Origin of the sequence: Paucibacter sp. B51, assembly GCF_027863535.1 — a bacterium.
In the GTDB taxonomy this organism is placed as follows: Bacteria; Pseudomonadota; Gammaproteobacteria; order Burkholderiales; family Burkholderiaceae_C; genus Paucibacter_A; species Paucibacter_A aquatilis.
Genome location: NZ_JAPIVN010000001.1, coordinates 4,109,175 through 4,124,870 on the forward strand (window position 1 = coordinate 4,109,175; position 15,696 = coordinate 4,124,870).

Here is a 15,696-nt window from a genome sequence, read left to right on the forward strand (position 1 = left end):
TCCAAGCCCCACCAGGTTCTTCTCAGTTCGGGGTGGCTTTGATTGAGGCCTTGGTGGCACTTCTCATCATGGCCTTCGGCATGGTTGCATTGATCGGCCTGCAAGGAACCATGCGCAGGGCTTCTGATTTGTCAAAGCAACGCAGCGAAGCCATGCGGATCGCCCAATCAGAGCTGGAACGTTTGCGCGACTTCTCCGTCGCAACCATCAACGCAAGCTCACCTGCTGGTACACGTGACTTTGCCAGCATCCAGAGCTTGAATGCATGCACCGGTGAAGAAGGCGAAGGCGCCTGCCTCCAATCGATCAATGTTGGAAACGCGAGCTACTCCATCAGCCGAACCGTCGGCGACTGGACAGAAGCGCTATCGGGTCAGACCCAGGCCCTCCCTCCCATGCGTAATGTTCAGGTCCGCGTGAGTTGGGTTGATCGCGCCGCTGGCGCACAGTTCGTGCAATTGGACAGCTTTATCTCCAAGGCAGAGACCTTTCTGAGTGGCTCATTGGTTGCTGCTCCTTCTGCCGGAGCGCTTCGCAGGCCAGGTGAGCGTGAAGCCAGCATCCCGGCCCAAGCCAAAGACCTCGGCAACAAGACCAGCGTGTTTGTGCCCGGCCCCACGGCGACGGTGGCTTGGGTGTTCAACAACCTGACCGGCGTGATCACCGGGCGTTGCACGGTGGCCATGGGCACATCGTCGAGCAGCCTGACCTTGCAAGACGTCGAGTCTTGTTCGAACAACACGGTGGGCTATTTGCTGAGTGGCACCATTCGTTTCTCGAACAGCCTCCGCCCGGACCCGGCCCATCCGGAAGGCTTTGCCTTGCCGCTGGATGTGGTGATCACCAACAGCCGGCTTGCCGACGCGATTGCGGCCCCGACCGTGCAGCAATGCTTCGACGATGCGCCGACCAGCCCCTCCTCGACCATGCCCTTCGTGAGCTACAACTGCTTCATCGAGCCCAACAACGGCACACCGAGAATCTGGTCCGGCCGGGCAGAACTCAGCGGCATCGAATTGACGGGAGCCAATGCCCGCAAGGTCTGCCGCTACAGCGCCGATTACGACGGCAATGGCAGCATCAGCAATGCGGAGCACCCGGAAAACTACGACGCCGTGAGCTCCTCGCTGGCGCGGCAGAACTTCCTGGTCATCAATGCCAGCGTGAGCCGCTGCCCGACTGGCGCAGCCGTCGATCCGGACAACGGCGTGTTCGTCAACAGCAACACCGAGCTCCAACAAGCGGCGCCCGCGCAACCCTGATCGAGAACCGCGCCCGTCTCTCGTCCTCGGCCATCGGCCTGAGTGACAATCACGTTTTGGTCGCGCGCCCTCAGGCGGCGGCCGCGCACGTGAGACAAGAGCAAGGACTGCAGTGTTCAAGAATTTGATGGTGTACCGCATCGGTGCGGATTGGCAGATCACGGTAGAGCAGATCGAGGAAAGCCTGGCGAAGTCCGTTTTCGTCGAGTGCGGCGCCACCCAGGCGCAGTCGCTGGGCTGGGCTTCGCCCCGCGGCGTTCCCCACGCCCCCCTGGTGGAAGACATTGGCGGCCACTGGCTGTTGAAGCTGGTGCTGGAGCAGCGCGTGCTGCCCGGCTCGGTGGTGCGCAAGCGCACCGATGAGCTGGCAGCCCGCGTCGAGCAGGAAACCGGCCGCAAGCCCGGCAAAAAGCAGACCAAGGACCTCAAGGAGCAGGCCACTCTGGAACTGCTGCCCCAGGCTTTCACCAAACAATCTTCCATCCGGGTCTGGATCGCGCCGGCTCAGCAGCTCCTGATGATTGACGCCGGCAGTGCCAGCCGGGCCGAAGAGGTGGTCACCTTGCTGGTCAAGGCACTCGACGGCCTGAACCTTCACCTGATCCAGACCGCCGAATCGCCCGCCATCTGCATGGCCGCCTGGTTGATGGACGGTGTGCCGCCCGAGGGCTTCACCATCGACCGCGAGTGCGAACTCAAGAGCGGCGACGAGATGAAATCCGTGGTGCGCTACGCCCGCCATGCGCTGGACATTGAAGAGGTGCGCCAGCATCTTCAAAGCGGCAAGGCCCCCACCCGCCTGGCCATGAGCTGGAAGGACCGTGTGTCCTTCATGCTCACCGACACCTTGCAAATCAAGAAGATCAGCTTCCTTGACCTCGCCTTCGAAGGCCGCGACACACCCGAGAAGGACGAGGCTTTTGATGCCGACGCCGCCCTGGCCACCGGCGAGCTGTGCAAGCTCATTCCCGAGCTGATCGACGGCCTCGGTGGCGAGCATGACTTCTTTGCCGCGGGTGCTGCATTGGCCGCCCTGCCCGCAAGCGCAAGCCCGAGCACCGACCCGACCGGCAGCGCATCTGCCAGCCAGACGCTCGAAACTGCGCCCTGGGACTGAGTGTTGAGCCACAGTGCCGCCCTGCCCCGCCCGACTCACCTGGCCTCAGCGCAGGACGCCATGCGCCATGCGCTGAGCCTGGCCGAGCATGCGATCGGCTTGACCGACCCCAACCCGCGGGTCGGCTGCGTCATCGTCGCGGCCGATGGGCGCCTGCTCGGCCAAGGCCACACCCAGGCTGCCGGCCAGGCCCATGCCGAGGTGATGGCCCTGCGCGATGCACACGCACGCGGCGAATCGGTCCTGGGCGCGACAGCCTACGTCACGCTTGAGCCCTGCGCCCACCACGGGCGCACGCCGCCCTGCTGTGATGCCTTGATCGCCGCCGGCCTGGGCCGCGTGGTCGCCGCCCTGGAAGACAGCAACCCGCAGGTGGCCGGCCAGGGCATGGCGCGGCTGCGCGCCGCTGGCGTGCAAGCCGAATGGGTAGAGGACGCCGCTCTCAGCACGGCAGCGCGCGAGCTGAACCTCGGTTTTCTCTCCCGCATGCAACGCGGCCGGCCCTTTGTGCGCATGAAGATGGCCGCCTCCCTGGACGGCCGCACAGCCCTGGAGAACGGCGTCAGCCAATGGATCACCGGCCCGGCCGCCCGCCAGGATGGCCATGCCTGGCGCAAGCGCGCGGGCGCCGTGCTCAGCGGAATCGGCACCGTGCGCGATGACGACCCGCGGCTCGATGTGCGCCTGGTCGACACCGTCTTGCAACCGATGCGCGTCATCGTTGACTCCCGGCTTGAAATATCGCCCGCGGCCCGATTGCTGCCGCCACCGGGTCAGGTCTTGCTCTGCCACGCGCTTGAATCGCTGGAAGGGCATGCAACGGCCGCTGCACTGCGCGAGAAAGGCGCCGAGTTGATCAGCCTTCCGGGCCCGGGTGGCAAGGTCGATCTGCCCGCCTTGCTCGACGAACTGGGCCGGCGCGGCATCAATGAACTGCATGTCGAAGCCGGGCACAAGCTCAACGGCTCCCTGCTGCGCGCTGGCTTGGTGGACGAACTCCTGGTCTACCTGGCCCCCCTGCTGCTGGGCCCGGGGCGCGAGCTGGCTGCCCTGCCCGCCCTGAACCAGCTCGACCAGGCCCAGCGCTGGCAATGGCAAGAATGCACGCCGATCGGCGAGGATCTGCGCCTGCGGGCCCGGCCGCTGCGCGATTGATGACCCCGCTCCAGTTGGAGCGGCCCTGCCCCGCCTACAATCGGGTTTATGCCCATATCTCCCGTCCCCGAGTTGGTGGCCGAGCTTGCAGCCGGCCGTATGGTGATCCTGGTTGACGAAGAAGACCGCGAAAACGAGGGTGACCTCGTGCTGGCGGCCGACCATGTCACGCCAGAGGCGATCAACTTCATGGCCAAGTACGGCCGTGGCCTGATCTGCCTGACCCTCACCCGCGAGCGCTGCGAGCGCCTACAGCTGCCGCCCATGGCCAGCCGCAACGGCACCAAGCACGCCACCGCCTTCACCGTCTCCATCGAGGCCGCCACCGGCGTCACCACCGGCATCTCGGCCGCTGACCGTGCGCGCACGGTTCAGGCCGCCGTGGCCCGCGGTGCCGAGGCGCGCGACCTGGTGCAGCCCGGCCACATCTTCCCGCTGCAAGCCCAGGATGGCGGCGTGCTGATGCGCGCCGGTCACACCGAAGCCGGCTGCGACTTTGCCCAGATGGCCGGCCTGACGCCCGCCGCGGTGATTTGCGAAATCATGAAGGACGACGGCACCATGGCCCGTCTGCCCGACCTGATCGAGTTCGCCAAGGAGCATGGGCTCAAGATCGGCACCATTGCCGACCTGATCGAATACCGCAGCCGCAACGAAACCTTGATCAGCCGCGTGGCCCAGCGCAAGCTGCAGACCGCCCAGGGCGAGTTCGATTGCAGCGTCTACACCGACCGAACCGGCGCCACCCACCTGGCCCTGAGCAAGGGACAGTGGTCGGCCAGCGACGAGGTGCTGGTGCGCGTGCACGAGCCCCTGTCGGTGCTCGACCTGCTGGACACCGGCTCCTGCGGCCACTCGTGGCCGCTTCCCGCCGCTCTGGCCGAGCTGCAAGCCGCCCCCTGCGGCGTGGCCGTGCTGCTGAATTGCGGCGAAGAAGCCGGCAGCCTGCTGGCACGCCTGCAAGCCACTGAGCCCGCCCAGCCACCGCGCACGGTGATGGATCTGCGCACCTACGGCGTGGGCGCGCAAATCCTGCGTGAACTCGGCGTGCACAAGATGCGCCTGCTCGGCAGCCCGCGCCGCATGCCCAGCATGACCGGCTACGGCCTGGAAGTCACCGGCTTCAAAGCCGCCACCCCTAACTCCTGAGAAGAGCGCACACCATGCAAGGATCGGACAAAGGCCACGCCGCGGCTCAAGCCTCGCTGAACGGGCAAGACTTGCGCATCGGCATCGTGCAGGCCCGCTTCAACCACGCCATCACCAGCCGCCTGGCGGATGCCTGCGTGGCCGAGCTCAAGGCCCTGGGCGTGGACGAAAAGCACATCCGCCACGTCACCGTGCCGGGCGCCCTGGAAGTACCCATCGCCCTCAATGCCATGGCCGACAGCCAAGACTACAGCGCCCTGGTGGCCCTGGGCTGCATCATCCGTGGTGAGACCTACCACTTCGAGCTGGTCGCCAACGAGAGTGGCGCGGCCATCACGCGCGTGGGCCTGGACAACCAGATCGCCATCGCCAACGCGATCCTGACGGTCGAGAACGAAGAACAAGCCTGGGCACGCGCCGAGGAAAAAGGCCGCGACGCGGCCCGTGTGGCGGTCGAGATGGCCAATTTGATGGAAGACCTGCAGTGAACACGAACAACAAGAGCGCGACAGCCGCCACCCCGAGCCCCAGCAAAAGCGCCAGCGCCCCGCGCAAGCGCGTGCAGCCCAAGTCAGCACGCCGCCGCTCGCGCGAAGCGGCGCTGCAAGGCCTGTATCAGTGGCTGATCACCGGCGATGACGTCGGCACCATCGACGCCCACATGCGCGAACAGCAAGACTTCGACAAGGCCGACCGCGCCCATTTCGATGCCCTGCTGAACGGATGCATCCTGGAAGCTCCCGATCTCGACGGCGTGCTGGCGCGCCATGTGGACCGCAAGACCACCGAGCTCTCGCCCATCGAGCACGCCGTGCTGATGATTGGCGCCTACGAGCTCAAGCACTGCATCGACATCCCCTACAAGGTGGCCATCAACGAAGCAGTGGAGCTGGCCAAGGCCTTTGGCGGCACCGATGGTCACAAGTACGTGAACGGCGTGCTGGACCGCGCCGCCGGTGATCTGCGCCCGCTGGAAGTGAGCGCGCGTGGCAAGTCCGGCAGCGGGAGTTCCGCTTCGAAATGAAGCTGGCCGGCCGACTCGACCACATCGAGCCTTTCTATGTGATGGAGTGCAGCAAGGCTGCCGCCGAGCTGGCGCGCAGCCCCATCTGCGACCCGGCGCAGGGCGGCCGCCCCATGGTCTTTCTGAACATCGGCGAGCCCGACTTTGGCGCGCCCGCGGCCGTGCAAGCAGCGGCGCAGGCGTGCATCAGCGCCGGCCGCACCCAATACACCCCGGCCACCGGCCTGCCCGCGCTGCGTCAGGCCCTGTCCGATTGGTATGGCCAGCGATGGGGTCTGACGATCGCGCCCGAGCGCATCGTCATCACCGCCGGTGCTTCGGCGGGCTTGCAGCTGGTCTGCCAGGCCTTGTTCGAGGCGGACGATCAGGTACTGATGCCCGACCCCTGCTACCCCTGCAACCGGCATTTCGTCGCTGCGGTGGACGCTGAGGCGGTGCTGCTACCCGCCGGGCCCGAGCAACGTTTTCAGCCCAGCCCGGCCCAGGTGCGAGACGCCTGGACCGCGCAGACCCGAGGCGTGCTGCTGGCCTCGCCCAGCAATCCAACTGGCACCTCGATCGAACCCGAAGCCTTGCGCGAGATCGTGGCCACCGTGCGCGCGCGCGGCGGCGTGACCATCGTCGATGAGATCTATCTCGGCCTCAGCCAGGACGCTCGCTTCGAGCACAGCGCACTGGCGCTGGGCGAGGACGTGATCTCGGTCAACAGCTTCTCCAAATACTTCAGCATGACCGGCTGGCGCCTGGGCTGGTTGGTGCTGCCGCCCGAACTGGTAGCACCGATCGAGAAACTGGCGCAGAACCTCTTCATCTGCCCCAGCAGCATTGCCCAACATGCCGCCCTGGCATGCTTCGAGCCCGACAGCCTGGCGATCTATGAACAACGCCGCGCGGCCTTCCGCGAACGGCGCGATTACATCGTGCCGGCGCTGCAAGCCCTGGGCCTGCGCGTGCCGGTGATGCCGGACGGCGCTTTCTACGTCTGGATGGATGCCTCGGACTTCTGCTCGGAAAACTGCAGCAGCTGGGAGCTGGCCTTTGATCTGATGCGCAGCGCCCAGATCGCCCTGACGCCCGGCCGCGACTTCGGCCGCAGCGGCAGCGAACATTGGCTGCGCCTGTCCTACGCCAGCAGCATGGACGATCTGCGCGAGGCCGTGGCCCGGCTGGCCGAGCAACTGCCGCGTTACCGGATCGCATCCGCATGAGCTCGAAGGACATGAACCCTGACGCAGGCGCCGTTGCACCCGTTTTTGAACATGGCCTGCGCGTGTACTGGGAAGACACTGATGCCGGTGGCGTGGTGTTCTATGCCAATTACCTGAAGTTTTTCGAACGCGCCCGCACCGAATGGCTGCGTCGCCTGGGCTTTGGCCAGGAGGCCATGCGCCATGAATCGGGCGTGATGTTCGTGGTCGGCCAGACCTCGGTGCGCTATCTTCGCCCGGCGCGGCTGGATGACTGGCTGTTCGTCACCGTCGAGCCACGCGAGCTCGGTCGTGCGAGCATGCTGGTCTTTCAGCAGGCCTTCATTGAAGGACCAGAGGGCCGCCGCCTGCTTGCCGAAGGCGAGATCCGCATTGGCTGCGTGGCCTCCCAGCTGTCCGCCGAGCGCGGCATCGCCGAATTCAAACCCTGCCGTATTCCTGCCTCGGTGATCGAGGCGCTCCAAAAACCTGTTGTGGCTCTATGAACCAAGACCTTTCCATCGTCGCCCTGATCATGCACGCCAGCCTGGCGGTGCAGCTGGTGATTGCTGCCTTGCTGACCGTGTCGCTGGCCAGCTGGAGCGTGATCTTCAGCAAGCTGATCTCGCTCTCGCGCATCAAGAAGGGCAATGAGGATTTCGAGCAGGAGTTCTGGTCGGGCAAGAACCTCAACGAGCTCTACACCGCCGTCAACGGCAAGACCGGTGGCGCGCCGCTGGAGCGCATCTTCGCCTCGGGCATGCGCGAGTTTCTGAAGCTGCGTGAGCGTCGCGTGGTCGAACCCACTGCCCTGCTCGACGGCTCGCGCCGCGCCATGCGCGCCAGCTTCCAGCGCGAGATGGACACCATGGAGAGCAACCTCTCCTTCCTGGCCTCGGTCGGCTCGGTCTCTCCCTACGTCGGTCTTTTTGGCACCATCTGGGGCATCATGCACGCCTTCGTCGGCCTGTCGAATGTGCAGCAGGTGACACTGGCCACGGTGGCGCCCGGCATTGCTGAAGCCCTGGTGGCCACGGCCATCGGCCTGTTCGCTGCCATCCCTGCCGTGCTGGCCTACAACCGCTTCGCGCGCCAGATCGACCGCAGCGCCATCACCCTGGAATCCTTCATCGAAGAGTTCTCCAACATCCTGCAGCGCAACGCCACCCTGCCCGCCCAGCCGGCCGGCCCGGCGCGCTGAGCACGCGGAGCCCGCCACCATGGCCGCCGTCTCCTCGCGCAGCGGATCTCGCCGCCGCACCATCAATGAAATCAATATGGTGCCCTTCATCGACGTGATGCTGGTGCTGCTGATCATCTTCATGGTCAGCGCGCCGCTGATCACCACCGGTGTGGTGGACCTGCCCAGCGTGGGCAAGAGCCGCCAGCAACCCGAGCATGTGATCCACGTCATCGTCGGCCCGGACGAAAAGCTCAAGCTCAAGCTGGACCAGGAAGAGCCGCAAGCCCTGACCCTCAAGCAACTGCCCGAACGCGCACGGCAAGCCCAGGGCGCCCAGAGCAACACGCCGGTCGTGATTTCGGCTGACAAGAACGTCAAGTACGAAGCCGTGGTCAAGGTGATGGATGTGCTGCAAAGCGCCGGCATCCAGCGCGTGGGCCTGGCCGTGCGCAATGGCGGCAATAACAGCAGCAGCGGGAACCCTTGATTCGGCCATGAGCAGCCTGCCCCTGGGTGCCCGCCACCTGCATGATCCCCTGCGCCCGCCGGCCCCGCCCGGCATGGGCCGCGGTTTTGCCTTCGCCCTGATCGCCCACGCGGCCCTGCTGGCCGCGCTCAGCGCGGGCGTCAGCTGGCGCACGCAGGACCCGCCGGCCTTTGAGGCGGAGCTGTGGTCCGCCGTGCCGCAAGCCGCCGCGCCCAAGCTGGTCGAGCCGGAGCCGGAACCCGAGCCGCCCAAGCCTGAACCCAAGCCCGAGCCCAAGGTCCAACAGCCCAGCCCCGAAGAACTCCAGGCCGAACGCGATGCCGAGATCGCCATCGCCAAGGCCAAGGAGAAAAAGAAGCTGGAGGCCGAACGGCAGCGCCTGGCCGAACTGGAAGCCGAGCGCAAAAAGCAGTTGGCCCTGAAGGAAAAGGAAAAGCTCGAACGCGAGCGCGAGAAGCAGCTGCAGGCCAAGCGCGAAGCCGAAGACAAGCTCAAGAAAGAGAAGCTCGACAAGCAGCTCAAAGACAAGCAAGCCAAGGCCGAAGAAGCCAAACGCGAAGCCAAGCTGGAGGCGCAGCGCCAGGAGAACCTGCGCCGTATCCAAGGCATGGCCGGCGCCAGCGGCGGCCCCAGCGCCACGGGCACCGCGCTCAAGAGCTCCGGCCCCTCAGCCAGTTATGGCGGCCGCATCAAGGCGCGCGTGCGCCCCAACATCATCTACACCGACGCCCCGAGCGGCAACCCAGTGGCCGAGGTGGAGGTGCGCACCGCCCCCGATGGCACCATCATCGCCCGCAAGCTGCTCAAGCCCAGCGGCGATGCCGAGTGGGACAAAGCCGTGCTGCGCGCCATCGACAAGACCGAGACCTTGCCGCGCGACACCGACGGCCGCGTGCCGCCGGTTCTGGTGATCAGTTTCCAGCCGCGCGAATGAGGGGGTGGGTGATGGTTCAGGCGCGCGCCACCCGGCGTGCACCCAACCAGGCGTCCAGCGACCAGGGGCCGGCGCCCCAAAGCGCCAGCATCAGCAACAAGGCGCCCCAGAGCTGATGGCCCAGCAGCGCGGCCGGAGCGATCTCGCTGAGGCTGAGCACGGCCATCACATTGACCACGCTCAGGCCCAGGGCGGCGAATCGGCCGCCCAAACCGAGCACCAGCAACACGGGCAAAGCCAGCTCACCCGCCGTGCCCAGGTAGGCTGCCAGCTCCGGCGGCAGGAGCGGCACCTGGTACTCGTCCTCGAACAGCGCCAAGGTCACCGACCAATCGCGGAGCTTGGTCAAGCCCGAGAGGAAAAACACCTGTGCAACATAGAGTCGGGCCAAGAGACTGGCCAGGCCCTGGGCCTGAAACTCAATGCCGTACAACAGTACGTTGACACGGTCGGGCTGCCCGGTCGCGGCCGGCACGCGCCGCGGACCGGCATCCATCAAGAAACACAAGGCCGAACGCAGGCCATCCATCCACTGAGTCGCCATGAGCGCCTCCTTTCGGGAAAAAAATGAGGGTCGTGTTCGAGCGCGATGGCTCGCCTTAAGGTCGAGCCAGTAAACGCACCGAACTGAGGCAGTGGCGTTCCAAGGCCCGCTGCAACCAGACCGTAAAGTCAAAGCATGGGTCCGCCGCTTGCGCAGCCTCCAGCGCCTGCTCCAGGCTGCACGCCTGCAAAAGCGCGCGCGTGAATGCCGCTTCGGCCACACTCAGAACTTGCGCCTCAACACGCCAAAAGGGCCGCCACAACAAAACCGGCGTGGGCGTGGCGTCGACAGACCCGTCATTTGGAACAGGCCCACCCTGCCATGCGTTCCAAGCAGCCGCACTCAAGTCCAGGAGCCGGGAGCCGGCTCGCAGGACCACCGTGTAGTCAGCGGGCGATTCGGTGGCCATCAGCTGCAAGGACTCTGCATCCAAGCCGTCATCAGGCCCTCGCTCCAAACCGTGGGCCGCCCACTCCAGCTGCGCCAATTCCAAGAGCGAGGCGTCCATGCCCTCCTGCTCGGCCAGGAAGTCAGGCAAGACCTGACCCCACTCGCCGAGATCACCCCGTTGCGGCGGGCGCTGGCGCCAGCATTCCCAAGCCATGGCCGCAAACGAAGACTCGCCCAACACTTCGCGCAGGCGTGGAAAGGCTTGGGCCAGCACCTTGTCGGCCATGACCTGGGCATTGAGTTGATAGGCCAGCAGGCCCCGATCGACGCCGCCTTTCAAACCCGGCGGCGCCGCCAGACTCTCGGGCAATGCGCGAGCGGCCAGGGATGGCGGCGCGGTCAAAGCCTGCAGCAAGGCCTGCTGACGCTGTAGAAGCTGATCGAGACTCATGGACACAAGATCCGCATTTCCTGACGCGCGCGCGCTACCTCGCCCAGCAAGACGGACAAGTCAGGAATGTCGTTGTCCCATTCCACCAGGCTGGGCACCGGTCCAAAACGCTCGATGGCCGCGCGGTACACCTGCCAGACTGCTTCAGAGACGCGACTGCCATGGTCATCGATGACCACGTCAGGCAGCTCCAAATGACCCGCCAGGTGAATCTCGCCGACCGCATCGACAGCAATCTCCTGCACCCAGGCAATGGCGCGCCGTGCCGCTTCGTCCGGCGGGGCGCCACTGTTGCGGGCATTGACCACCAGATTGTTGACATCCAGCAGCATCCTGCAGCCGCTGCGCCGGCACAGCTCATTGAAAAACTCGGGCTCGGACAGCGCCGATGCGCCGTCTGCCTGCCAGGCCAGATAGGCACTGAGGTTCTCGACCAGAATCGGCCGGCGCAAGCGCTCCTGCACTTGCTGCACATGGCCGATCATCAAGTCCAGGCTGACGCGATCGAAGGGAATGGGCAGCAGATCGGCTGCATGCATCAGGCCTTGCTGCGCGCCATTCCAAGGCGCCCGGGTGAAGGCTGCATGGTCAGACACCAGAAGGGGATCGACCCGCTCCACCAGATCGGCCAAGCGATCGAGGTGCCAAGGGTCCAGCCCACACGCCGAACCCAGCCCCAAGCCCACCCCGTGCAGACTGAGGGGCAGGCGTTCCCGGCCGGCCAGCAAGACCTGCAGGCTCGCGCCGCCCTCGGCAAAAAAATTCTCGGAATGGACCTCAAGAAAATCCACGTCCGAGGCGCCGACCTCACCCGCCAGTACGGCATCGTAATGAGGCTGTCGCCAGCCCATGCCCACGGTGCCATGCTTCATCTTGACAAGAAGGCGGGTGCTGCCGGACAAGTTGCCGACTGAATCACTTCTTCAGCTTGGCCTTGGCCTCCTCGGCACTGAGGCCGTTCTGGGACTTGCAGCTGCCCTTGGCCACGTACTTCCACTCCTCCACGGCCATGTCGACCTTGGACTGACCCGCACAGGAATGTGAGCCACTGAGGTTGGCGCAGTCGTTTTCTCCGGCTTTGGCAATGCCGTAGCACTTTTCCTTGGCGGCCTTTTCCTGCGCGGCCGCCTGGCCGACCAAACCCACGGCGAACACGGCGGCCAAGGCGGCGGATACCACTTGCTTGCTTTGCATAAGAAGAACTCCTGAAGACTGAGATGAATGAAACCGAACGAGACCGCAGTGCGGACTCAGCGGCATCTTGCCTGCCGCCCACGTCTGTCGCAAGCAAGGGATCCAGGATTACAGCCCCGAGCAGAAATAAATCAGGCGATGCTGCCGGCGCTGACATGCAGGTCTTGACTCACATGCAGGGCCGCCTGCAATGCCAGGCGCAAGCCCTGCTCCATGGTGGCCAGGCTCATGCTGGGCATGGGGCTGTGCCGAGCCGCCTGTTCCGGCAGCATGGGGATGTGCATGAAGCCGCTGCGCACGGGATGGCCCGCCAAGGCATGCTGCAAGCCGAAGAAGACGTGGTTGCAGACAAACGTGCCGGCGGTTTGCGAAACCCCGGCCGGCACGCCGGCTTCGCGCAGGGCGGCACACATGGCCTTGATGGGCAGGGTTGAAAAGTAGGCGGCAGGTGCGCCGGGGATCACGGGCTCGTCGATGGGCTGCGCGCCCGCATTGTCGGGAATGCGGGCATCGTCGACATTGATGGCCACGCGCTCCAGCGACAACTCGGCCCGGCCTGCGGCCTGTCCGAGTGCCAGCACCAGGCTGGGCTGAAGCTCGTCCAGCGCTTGCTGAAGTTCGCGCAAGGCCTCGCCAAACACACAGGGCAGACGACGCGAGACCACCCGGTGGCCCGAGAGCAGCGCTCCGTCCAGGGTCTGGGCCAGCAGCCAGGAGGGGTTGATGGACTCGCCACCAAAGGCATCAAAGCCAGTCAGAAGAATGCAGGGATGGCTCGGCGGAAGGTGGGGCATGAAACAAATCCGTGGCATGGATGGCGATCTGGGCAGGGATTGTGAGGCCTTGTGTGAAGCGCGCCGCACAGGACACTGAAACCGCTCGGTGCCCCAGCGTCGAAGCGAGCGGGAGGAAAAAACAAAGAGAATGTGGCAGGCTGGGCTAATCGCGGCTTGCCGACCAAGCCAGCGGCTTTAGCATTCAAGGCGCGCGCAGCGCGTCTCGCGTCAGCGGACGCGCCCTGACTCGCACCTAGCCCTCATTGGAGAGTTTTCAGCATGACCGATCTGTCCACCCCACTGCCCTGGCCCCATGAGAGGGCCGGCTCCAGTGCGGGCGAGGGCTTGGCGCCCCAGCGCCCCCAAGGCCGGGCCGCCGATGGTTTCGCATGGCCGATGCCGCCTTATGCCGCCTACCCTCAGGCCACGCCGCAGTTGTCGGCCGAACCCTGCGAGATCCTGGGGCTGAACAACAGCCGCACCGCCGGCCATGTGATCCTTGTGGCGCCGCATGAGCGCCTGGCGCAGATCAATGTGCCGCCGGCACGCAGCGCCATGCCGCTGAAGTTCAGCCAGTTCCGGGCCATCAAGCTGCTGCGGCCCATCACCGTGCCGCCGCGCTCGCAGACCACCGAGGATGTGCTGCGGCTGGACCACCGCCCGCGCAGCGAGTTCAAGCTGCACTTCGTCGGCGGAGGCGAGTTGCGCGGCATCACCATCGGCCATGGCCATGATGACCTGGGCCTCTTTCTCTTTCCGCCGCTGAGCGACAGCGACGACTCGGTGCTGCGCGTCTTCATCCCACGCGAGGCGCTGGAGCACTTCGAGATCGGCGAGCGCATCGGTGACCTGCTGATCAAGGAACAACTGGCCACCTCCGATCAGGTGGAGGAAGCCGTCAACGAGCAAAGCCATCTGCGCTCGCGCCGCGTCGGCGACATCCTGGTGGCCCAGCAGATCGTCACCGCCGACCAGCTGATCCAAGCCATCGACCAGCAAGCCCGCATGCCCATGGTGCGCATCGGTGAGGCCCTGCTGGCCCTGGACCTGATCACACAAGACCAGTTGGAACAGGCCCTGCTGCAACAACGCGATGACCGTTCGGTGCCGCTGGGCGAACTGCTGGTGCGCAAGGGCGTGGTCACACGGCAGGCCTTGCAGTCGGCCCTGGCACGCAAGATGGGCTATCCGCTGGTGGACGTGACCAACTTCGCGTTCGAGCCCGATGCCATCGTCAAACTGCCCTATGCAGTGGCGAAACGCCTGGAGGTGCTGCCCCTGCTGCTGCGCGACGGCCGCCTGATCGTGGCCATGGAAGACCCCACCCGGCGCGATGCGCTGGACGAGGTGGAGTTCATCTCCCAGCTCAAGGTCACGCCCACCCTGGCCAAGGTCGGATCGCTGAGCTTTGCCATCCACCAGGCCTACGAGCGCTACGGCTCTGAGTCCCTGGGCCGCGCCACCGATGCGGGGCCAGGCGGGTTCCAGATCGACTTCAGCCTGGACAAGGCTGACAAGCTGATCGAAACCCTGGAGCGGGAGGGCCAGGAGCGCAATGTCCGCGAAGACGAGCAACCGATCGAGCAAAGCGACAACTCCCTGGTGCGCCTGATCAACACCATGATCCTCGACGCCAGCAACCAGGGCGTGTCCGACATCCACATCGAAACCCACCCGGGCAGCGAGAAGGTCAAGATCCGCTTCCGCCGCGACGGTGTGCTGCACCCCTATCTGGAGCTGCCGCACACCTACCGCAATGCCATGATCGCCCGCATCAAGATCATGTGTGAGCTCGACATCTCCGAGCGCCGCAAGCCGCAGGACGGCAAGATCAACTTCGGCCGCTTCATGCCGCAGTCCAAGCTGGAGCTGCGCGTGGCCACCATCCCGACCAACAACAATCTGGAAGACGTGGTCATGCGACTGCTCTCGTCTTCCAAGCCCCTGCCCCTGGCCAAGCTGGGCCTGAGCGAATCCAACCTCAAGAACCTGCAGGAAGCGGTGGCCCGACCCTACGGCATGGTGCTGTGCGTGGGCCCGACCGGCTCCGGCAAGACCACCACCTTGCACTCGGCCCTGGCCCACATCAACACGCCCGAACGCAAGATCTGGACGGCCGAGGACCCGATCGAAATCACCCAGGCCGGCCTGCGCCAGGTGCAGGTCAACCCGCGCATTGATTGGACCTTTGCCAAGGCCTTGCGCGCCTTCCTGCGCGCCGACCCGGACGTGATCATGGTCGGCGAGATCCGCGACCACGAAACCGCCGAGATCGCGGTCGAAGCTTCGTTGACCGGCCATATGGTCATGTCCACCTTGCACACCAACAGCGCGGCCGAGACCATCACCCGCCTGCTGGACATGGGCATGGACCCCTTCAACTTTGCCGACTCCCTGCTGGCCGTGCTGGCCCAGCGCTTGGTGCGGCGGCTGTGCCCGTCTTGCCGTGTGGGCGAGCCCTTGAGCAGCAGCGACCAGGAAGAGTGGCTGGACGATTACCTCCACGTCTTTTCGCCGGAGCAGCGCCCCGACCGGGCCGCTCTGCTGGCTGACTGGCAGGCCCGCTTCGGCATTGGCGGAGAACTGCTGCATTTCCACAGCCCGGGCTGCGAAAAATGCGACTTCAGCGGCTTCAAGGGGCGCGCGGGGCTGCACGAATTGCTGGTCGTCAGCAAACCGATCCGGCGCCTGATCCAGACCGGTGCACGCGCCGAAGAACTGTTCCAGGCCGCATTGAACGAAGGCCTGCGTTCGCTGCGCCAGGATGGCATTCTGAAAGTGTTGCAAGGCACCACCACAATGGGCGAAGTGCGCGCAACCAGTAACGCCTGACATACGTTTTT

Annotated in this window: 17 protein-coding genes; 12 read left to right on the top strand and 5 right to left on the bottom strand. The window is 65.4% G+C overall.

Features of this window, described 5'->3' with window-relative positions:
- The first annotated feature begins 53 nt into the window (after nucleotides 1-53).
- From OOB33_RS17340 to tolA, 11 genes are all read left to right on the top strand, one after another.
- Nucleotides 54-1,262, top strand: coding sequence for a type IV pilus modification PilV family protein (locus tag OOB33_RS17340; RefSeq protein ID WP_271009586.1), 1,209 nt, complete (start codon nucleotides 54-56; stop codon nucleotides 1,260-1,262).
- A gap of 112 nt (nucleotides 1,263-1,374) precedes the next feature.
- A complete protein-coding gene (locus OOB33_RS17345) occupies nucleotides 1,375-2,379 on the top strand; it encodes a recombination-associated protein RdgC (RefSeq protein ID WP_271009587.1) in 1,005 nt (334 codons plus the stop codon).
- A gap of 60 nt (nucleotides 2,380-2,439) precedes the next feature.
- A complete protein-coding gene (gene ribD, locus OOB33_RS17350) occupies nucleotides 2,440-3,534 on the top strand; it encodes a bifunctional diaminohydroxyphosphoribosylaminopyrimidine deaminase/5-amino-6-(5-phosphoribosylamino)uracil reductase RibD (protein ID WP_271010075.1) in 1,095 nt (364 codons plus the stop codon).
- Between the two features lie 48 nt (nucleotides 3,535-3,582).
- Nucleotides 3,583-4,683 carry a bifunctional 3,4-dihydroxy-2-butanone-4-phosphate synthase/GTP cyclohydrolase II gene (gene ribBA / locus OOB33_RS17355; protein ID WP_271009588.1) on the top strand — a complete coding sequence of 367 codons (1,101 nt, stop codon included), beginning with the start codon at nucleotides 3,583-3,585 and terminating at the stop codon, nucleotides 4,681-4,683.
- 14 nt (nucleotides 4,684-4,697) lie between these two features.
- Nucleotides 4,698-5,171, top strand: a complete 474-nt coding sequence (gene ribH, locus OOB33_RS17360; RefSeq protein WP_271009589.1) for a 6,7-dimethyl-8-ribityllumazine synthase — start codon at nucleotides 4,698-4,700, stop codon at nucleotides 5,169-5,171.
- On the top strand, nucleotides 5,168-5,707 hold the full coding sequence (gene nusB, locus OOB33_RS17365; RefSeq protein WP_102766845.1) for a transcription antitermination factor NusB: 540 nt from the start codon (nucleotides 5,168-5,170) through the stop codon (nucleotides 5,705-5,707). Before ribH ends, nusB begins: the two co-directional genes overlap by 4 nt.
- Nucleotides 5,704-6,915 (top strand): pyridoxal phosphate-dependent aminotransferase, encoded by a 1,212-nt coding sequence (locus OOB33_RS17370; RefSeq protein WP_271009590.1) that lies wholly within the window; start codon nucleotides 5,704-5,706, stop codon nucleotides 6,913-6,915. Before nusB ends, OOB33_RS17370 begins: the two co-directional genes overlap by 4 nt.
- On the top strand, nucleotides 6,912-7,400 hold the full coding sequence (locus OOB33_RS17375; RefSeq protein WP_271009591.1) for a YbgC/FadM family acyl-CoA thioesterase: 489 nt from the start codon (nucleotides 6,912-6,914) through the stop codon (nucleotides 7,398-7,400). The genes OOB33_RS17370 and OOB33_RS17375 overlap by 4 nt, the downstream gene beginning before the upstream one ends.
- On the top strand, nucleotides 7,397-8,095 hold the full coding sequence (gene tolQ, locus OOB33_RS17380; protein WP_102766848.1) for a protein TolQ: 699 nt from the start codon (nucleotides 7,397-7,399) through the stop codon (nucleotides 8,093-8,095). Before OOB33_RS17375 ends, tolQ begins: the two co-directional genes overlap by 4 nt.
- Before the next feature lie 19 nt (nucleotides 8,096-8,114).
- Nucleotides 8,115-8,564 carry a protein TolR gene (gene tolR, locus OOB33_RS17385; RefSeq protein ID WP_271009592.1) on the top strand — a complete coding sequence of 150 codons (450 nt, stop codon included), beginning with the start codon at nucleotides 8,115-8,117 and terminating at the stop codon, nucleotides 8,562-8,564.
- A 7-nt stretch (nucleotides 8,565-8,571) separates the two neighbouring features.
- Complete coding sequence (tolA, locus tag OOB33_RS17390; protein ID WP_271009593.1) at nucleotides 8,572-9,498, top strand: cell envelope integrity protein TolA; 927 nt, start codon at nucleotides 8,572-8,574, stop codon at nucleotides 9,496-9,498.
- Between the two features lie 16 nt (nucleotides 9,499-9,514).
- Here tolA and OOB33_RS17395 read toward each other — a convergent pair whose 3' ends face one another.
- The 5 genes from OOB33_RS17395 to pcp form a co-directional block, all read right to left on the bottom strand.
- Entirely contained in the window at nucleotides 9,515-10,042 is a 528-nt protein-coding gene (locus OOB33_RS17395) for a DoxX family protein (protein WP_243392708.1), read from the bottom strand.
- Nucleotides 10,043-10,097: 55 nt separating this feature from the next.
- Nucleotides 10,098-10,883, bottom strand: a complete 786-nt coding sequence (locus tag OOB33_RS17400; RefSeq protein ID WP_271009594.1) for an HvfC/BufC family peptide modification chaperone — start codon at nucleotides 10,881-10,883, stop codon at nucleotides 10,098-10,100.
- Entirely contained in the window at nucleotides 10,880-11,785 is a 906-nt protein-coding gene (locus tag OOB33_RS17405; protein ID WP_271009595.1) for a DUF692 domain-containing protein, read from the bottom strand. The genes OOB33_RS17400 and OOB33_RS17405 overlap by 4 nt, the downstream gene beginning before the upstream one ends.
- 13 nt (nucleotides 11,786-11,798) lie before the next feature.
- Nucleotides 11,799-12,077 (bottom strand): BufA1 family periplasmic bufferin-type metallophore, encoded by a 279-nt coding sequence (locus tag OOB33_RS17410; RefSeq protein WP_102766852.1) that lies wholly within the window; start codon nucleotides 12,075-12,077, stop codon nucleotides 11,799-11,801.
- A 131-nt stretch (nucleotides 12,078-12,208) separates the two neighbouring features.
- Nucleotides 12,209-12,871, bottom strand: coding sequence for a pyroglutamyl-peptidase I (pcp, locus tag OOB33_RS17415; protein WP_271009596.1), 663 nt, complete (start codon nucleotides 12,869-12,871; stop codon nucleotides 12,209-12,211).
- Nucleotides 12,872-13,132: 261 nt separating this feature from the next.
- On the opposite strand from pcp, the gene OOB33_RS17420 reads away from it, so the two are divergent.
- On the top strand, nucleotides 13,133-15,685 hold the full coding sequence (locus OOB33_RS17420; protein ID WP_271009597.1) for a GspE/PulE family protein: 2,553 nt from the start codon (nucleotides 13,133-13,135) through the stop codon (nucleotides 15,683-15,685).
- Nucleotides 15,686-15,696 lie beyond the last annotated feature (11 nt).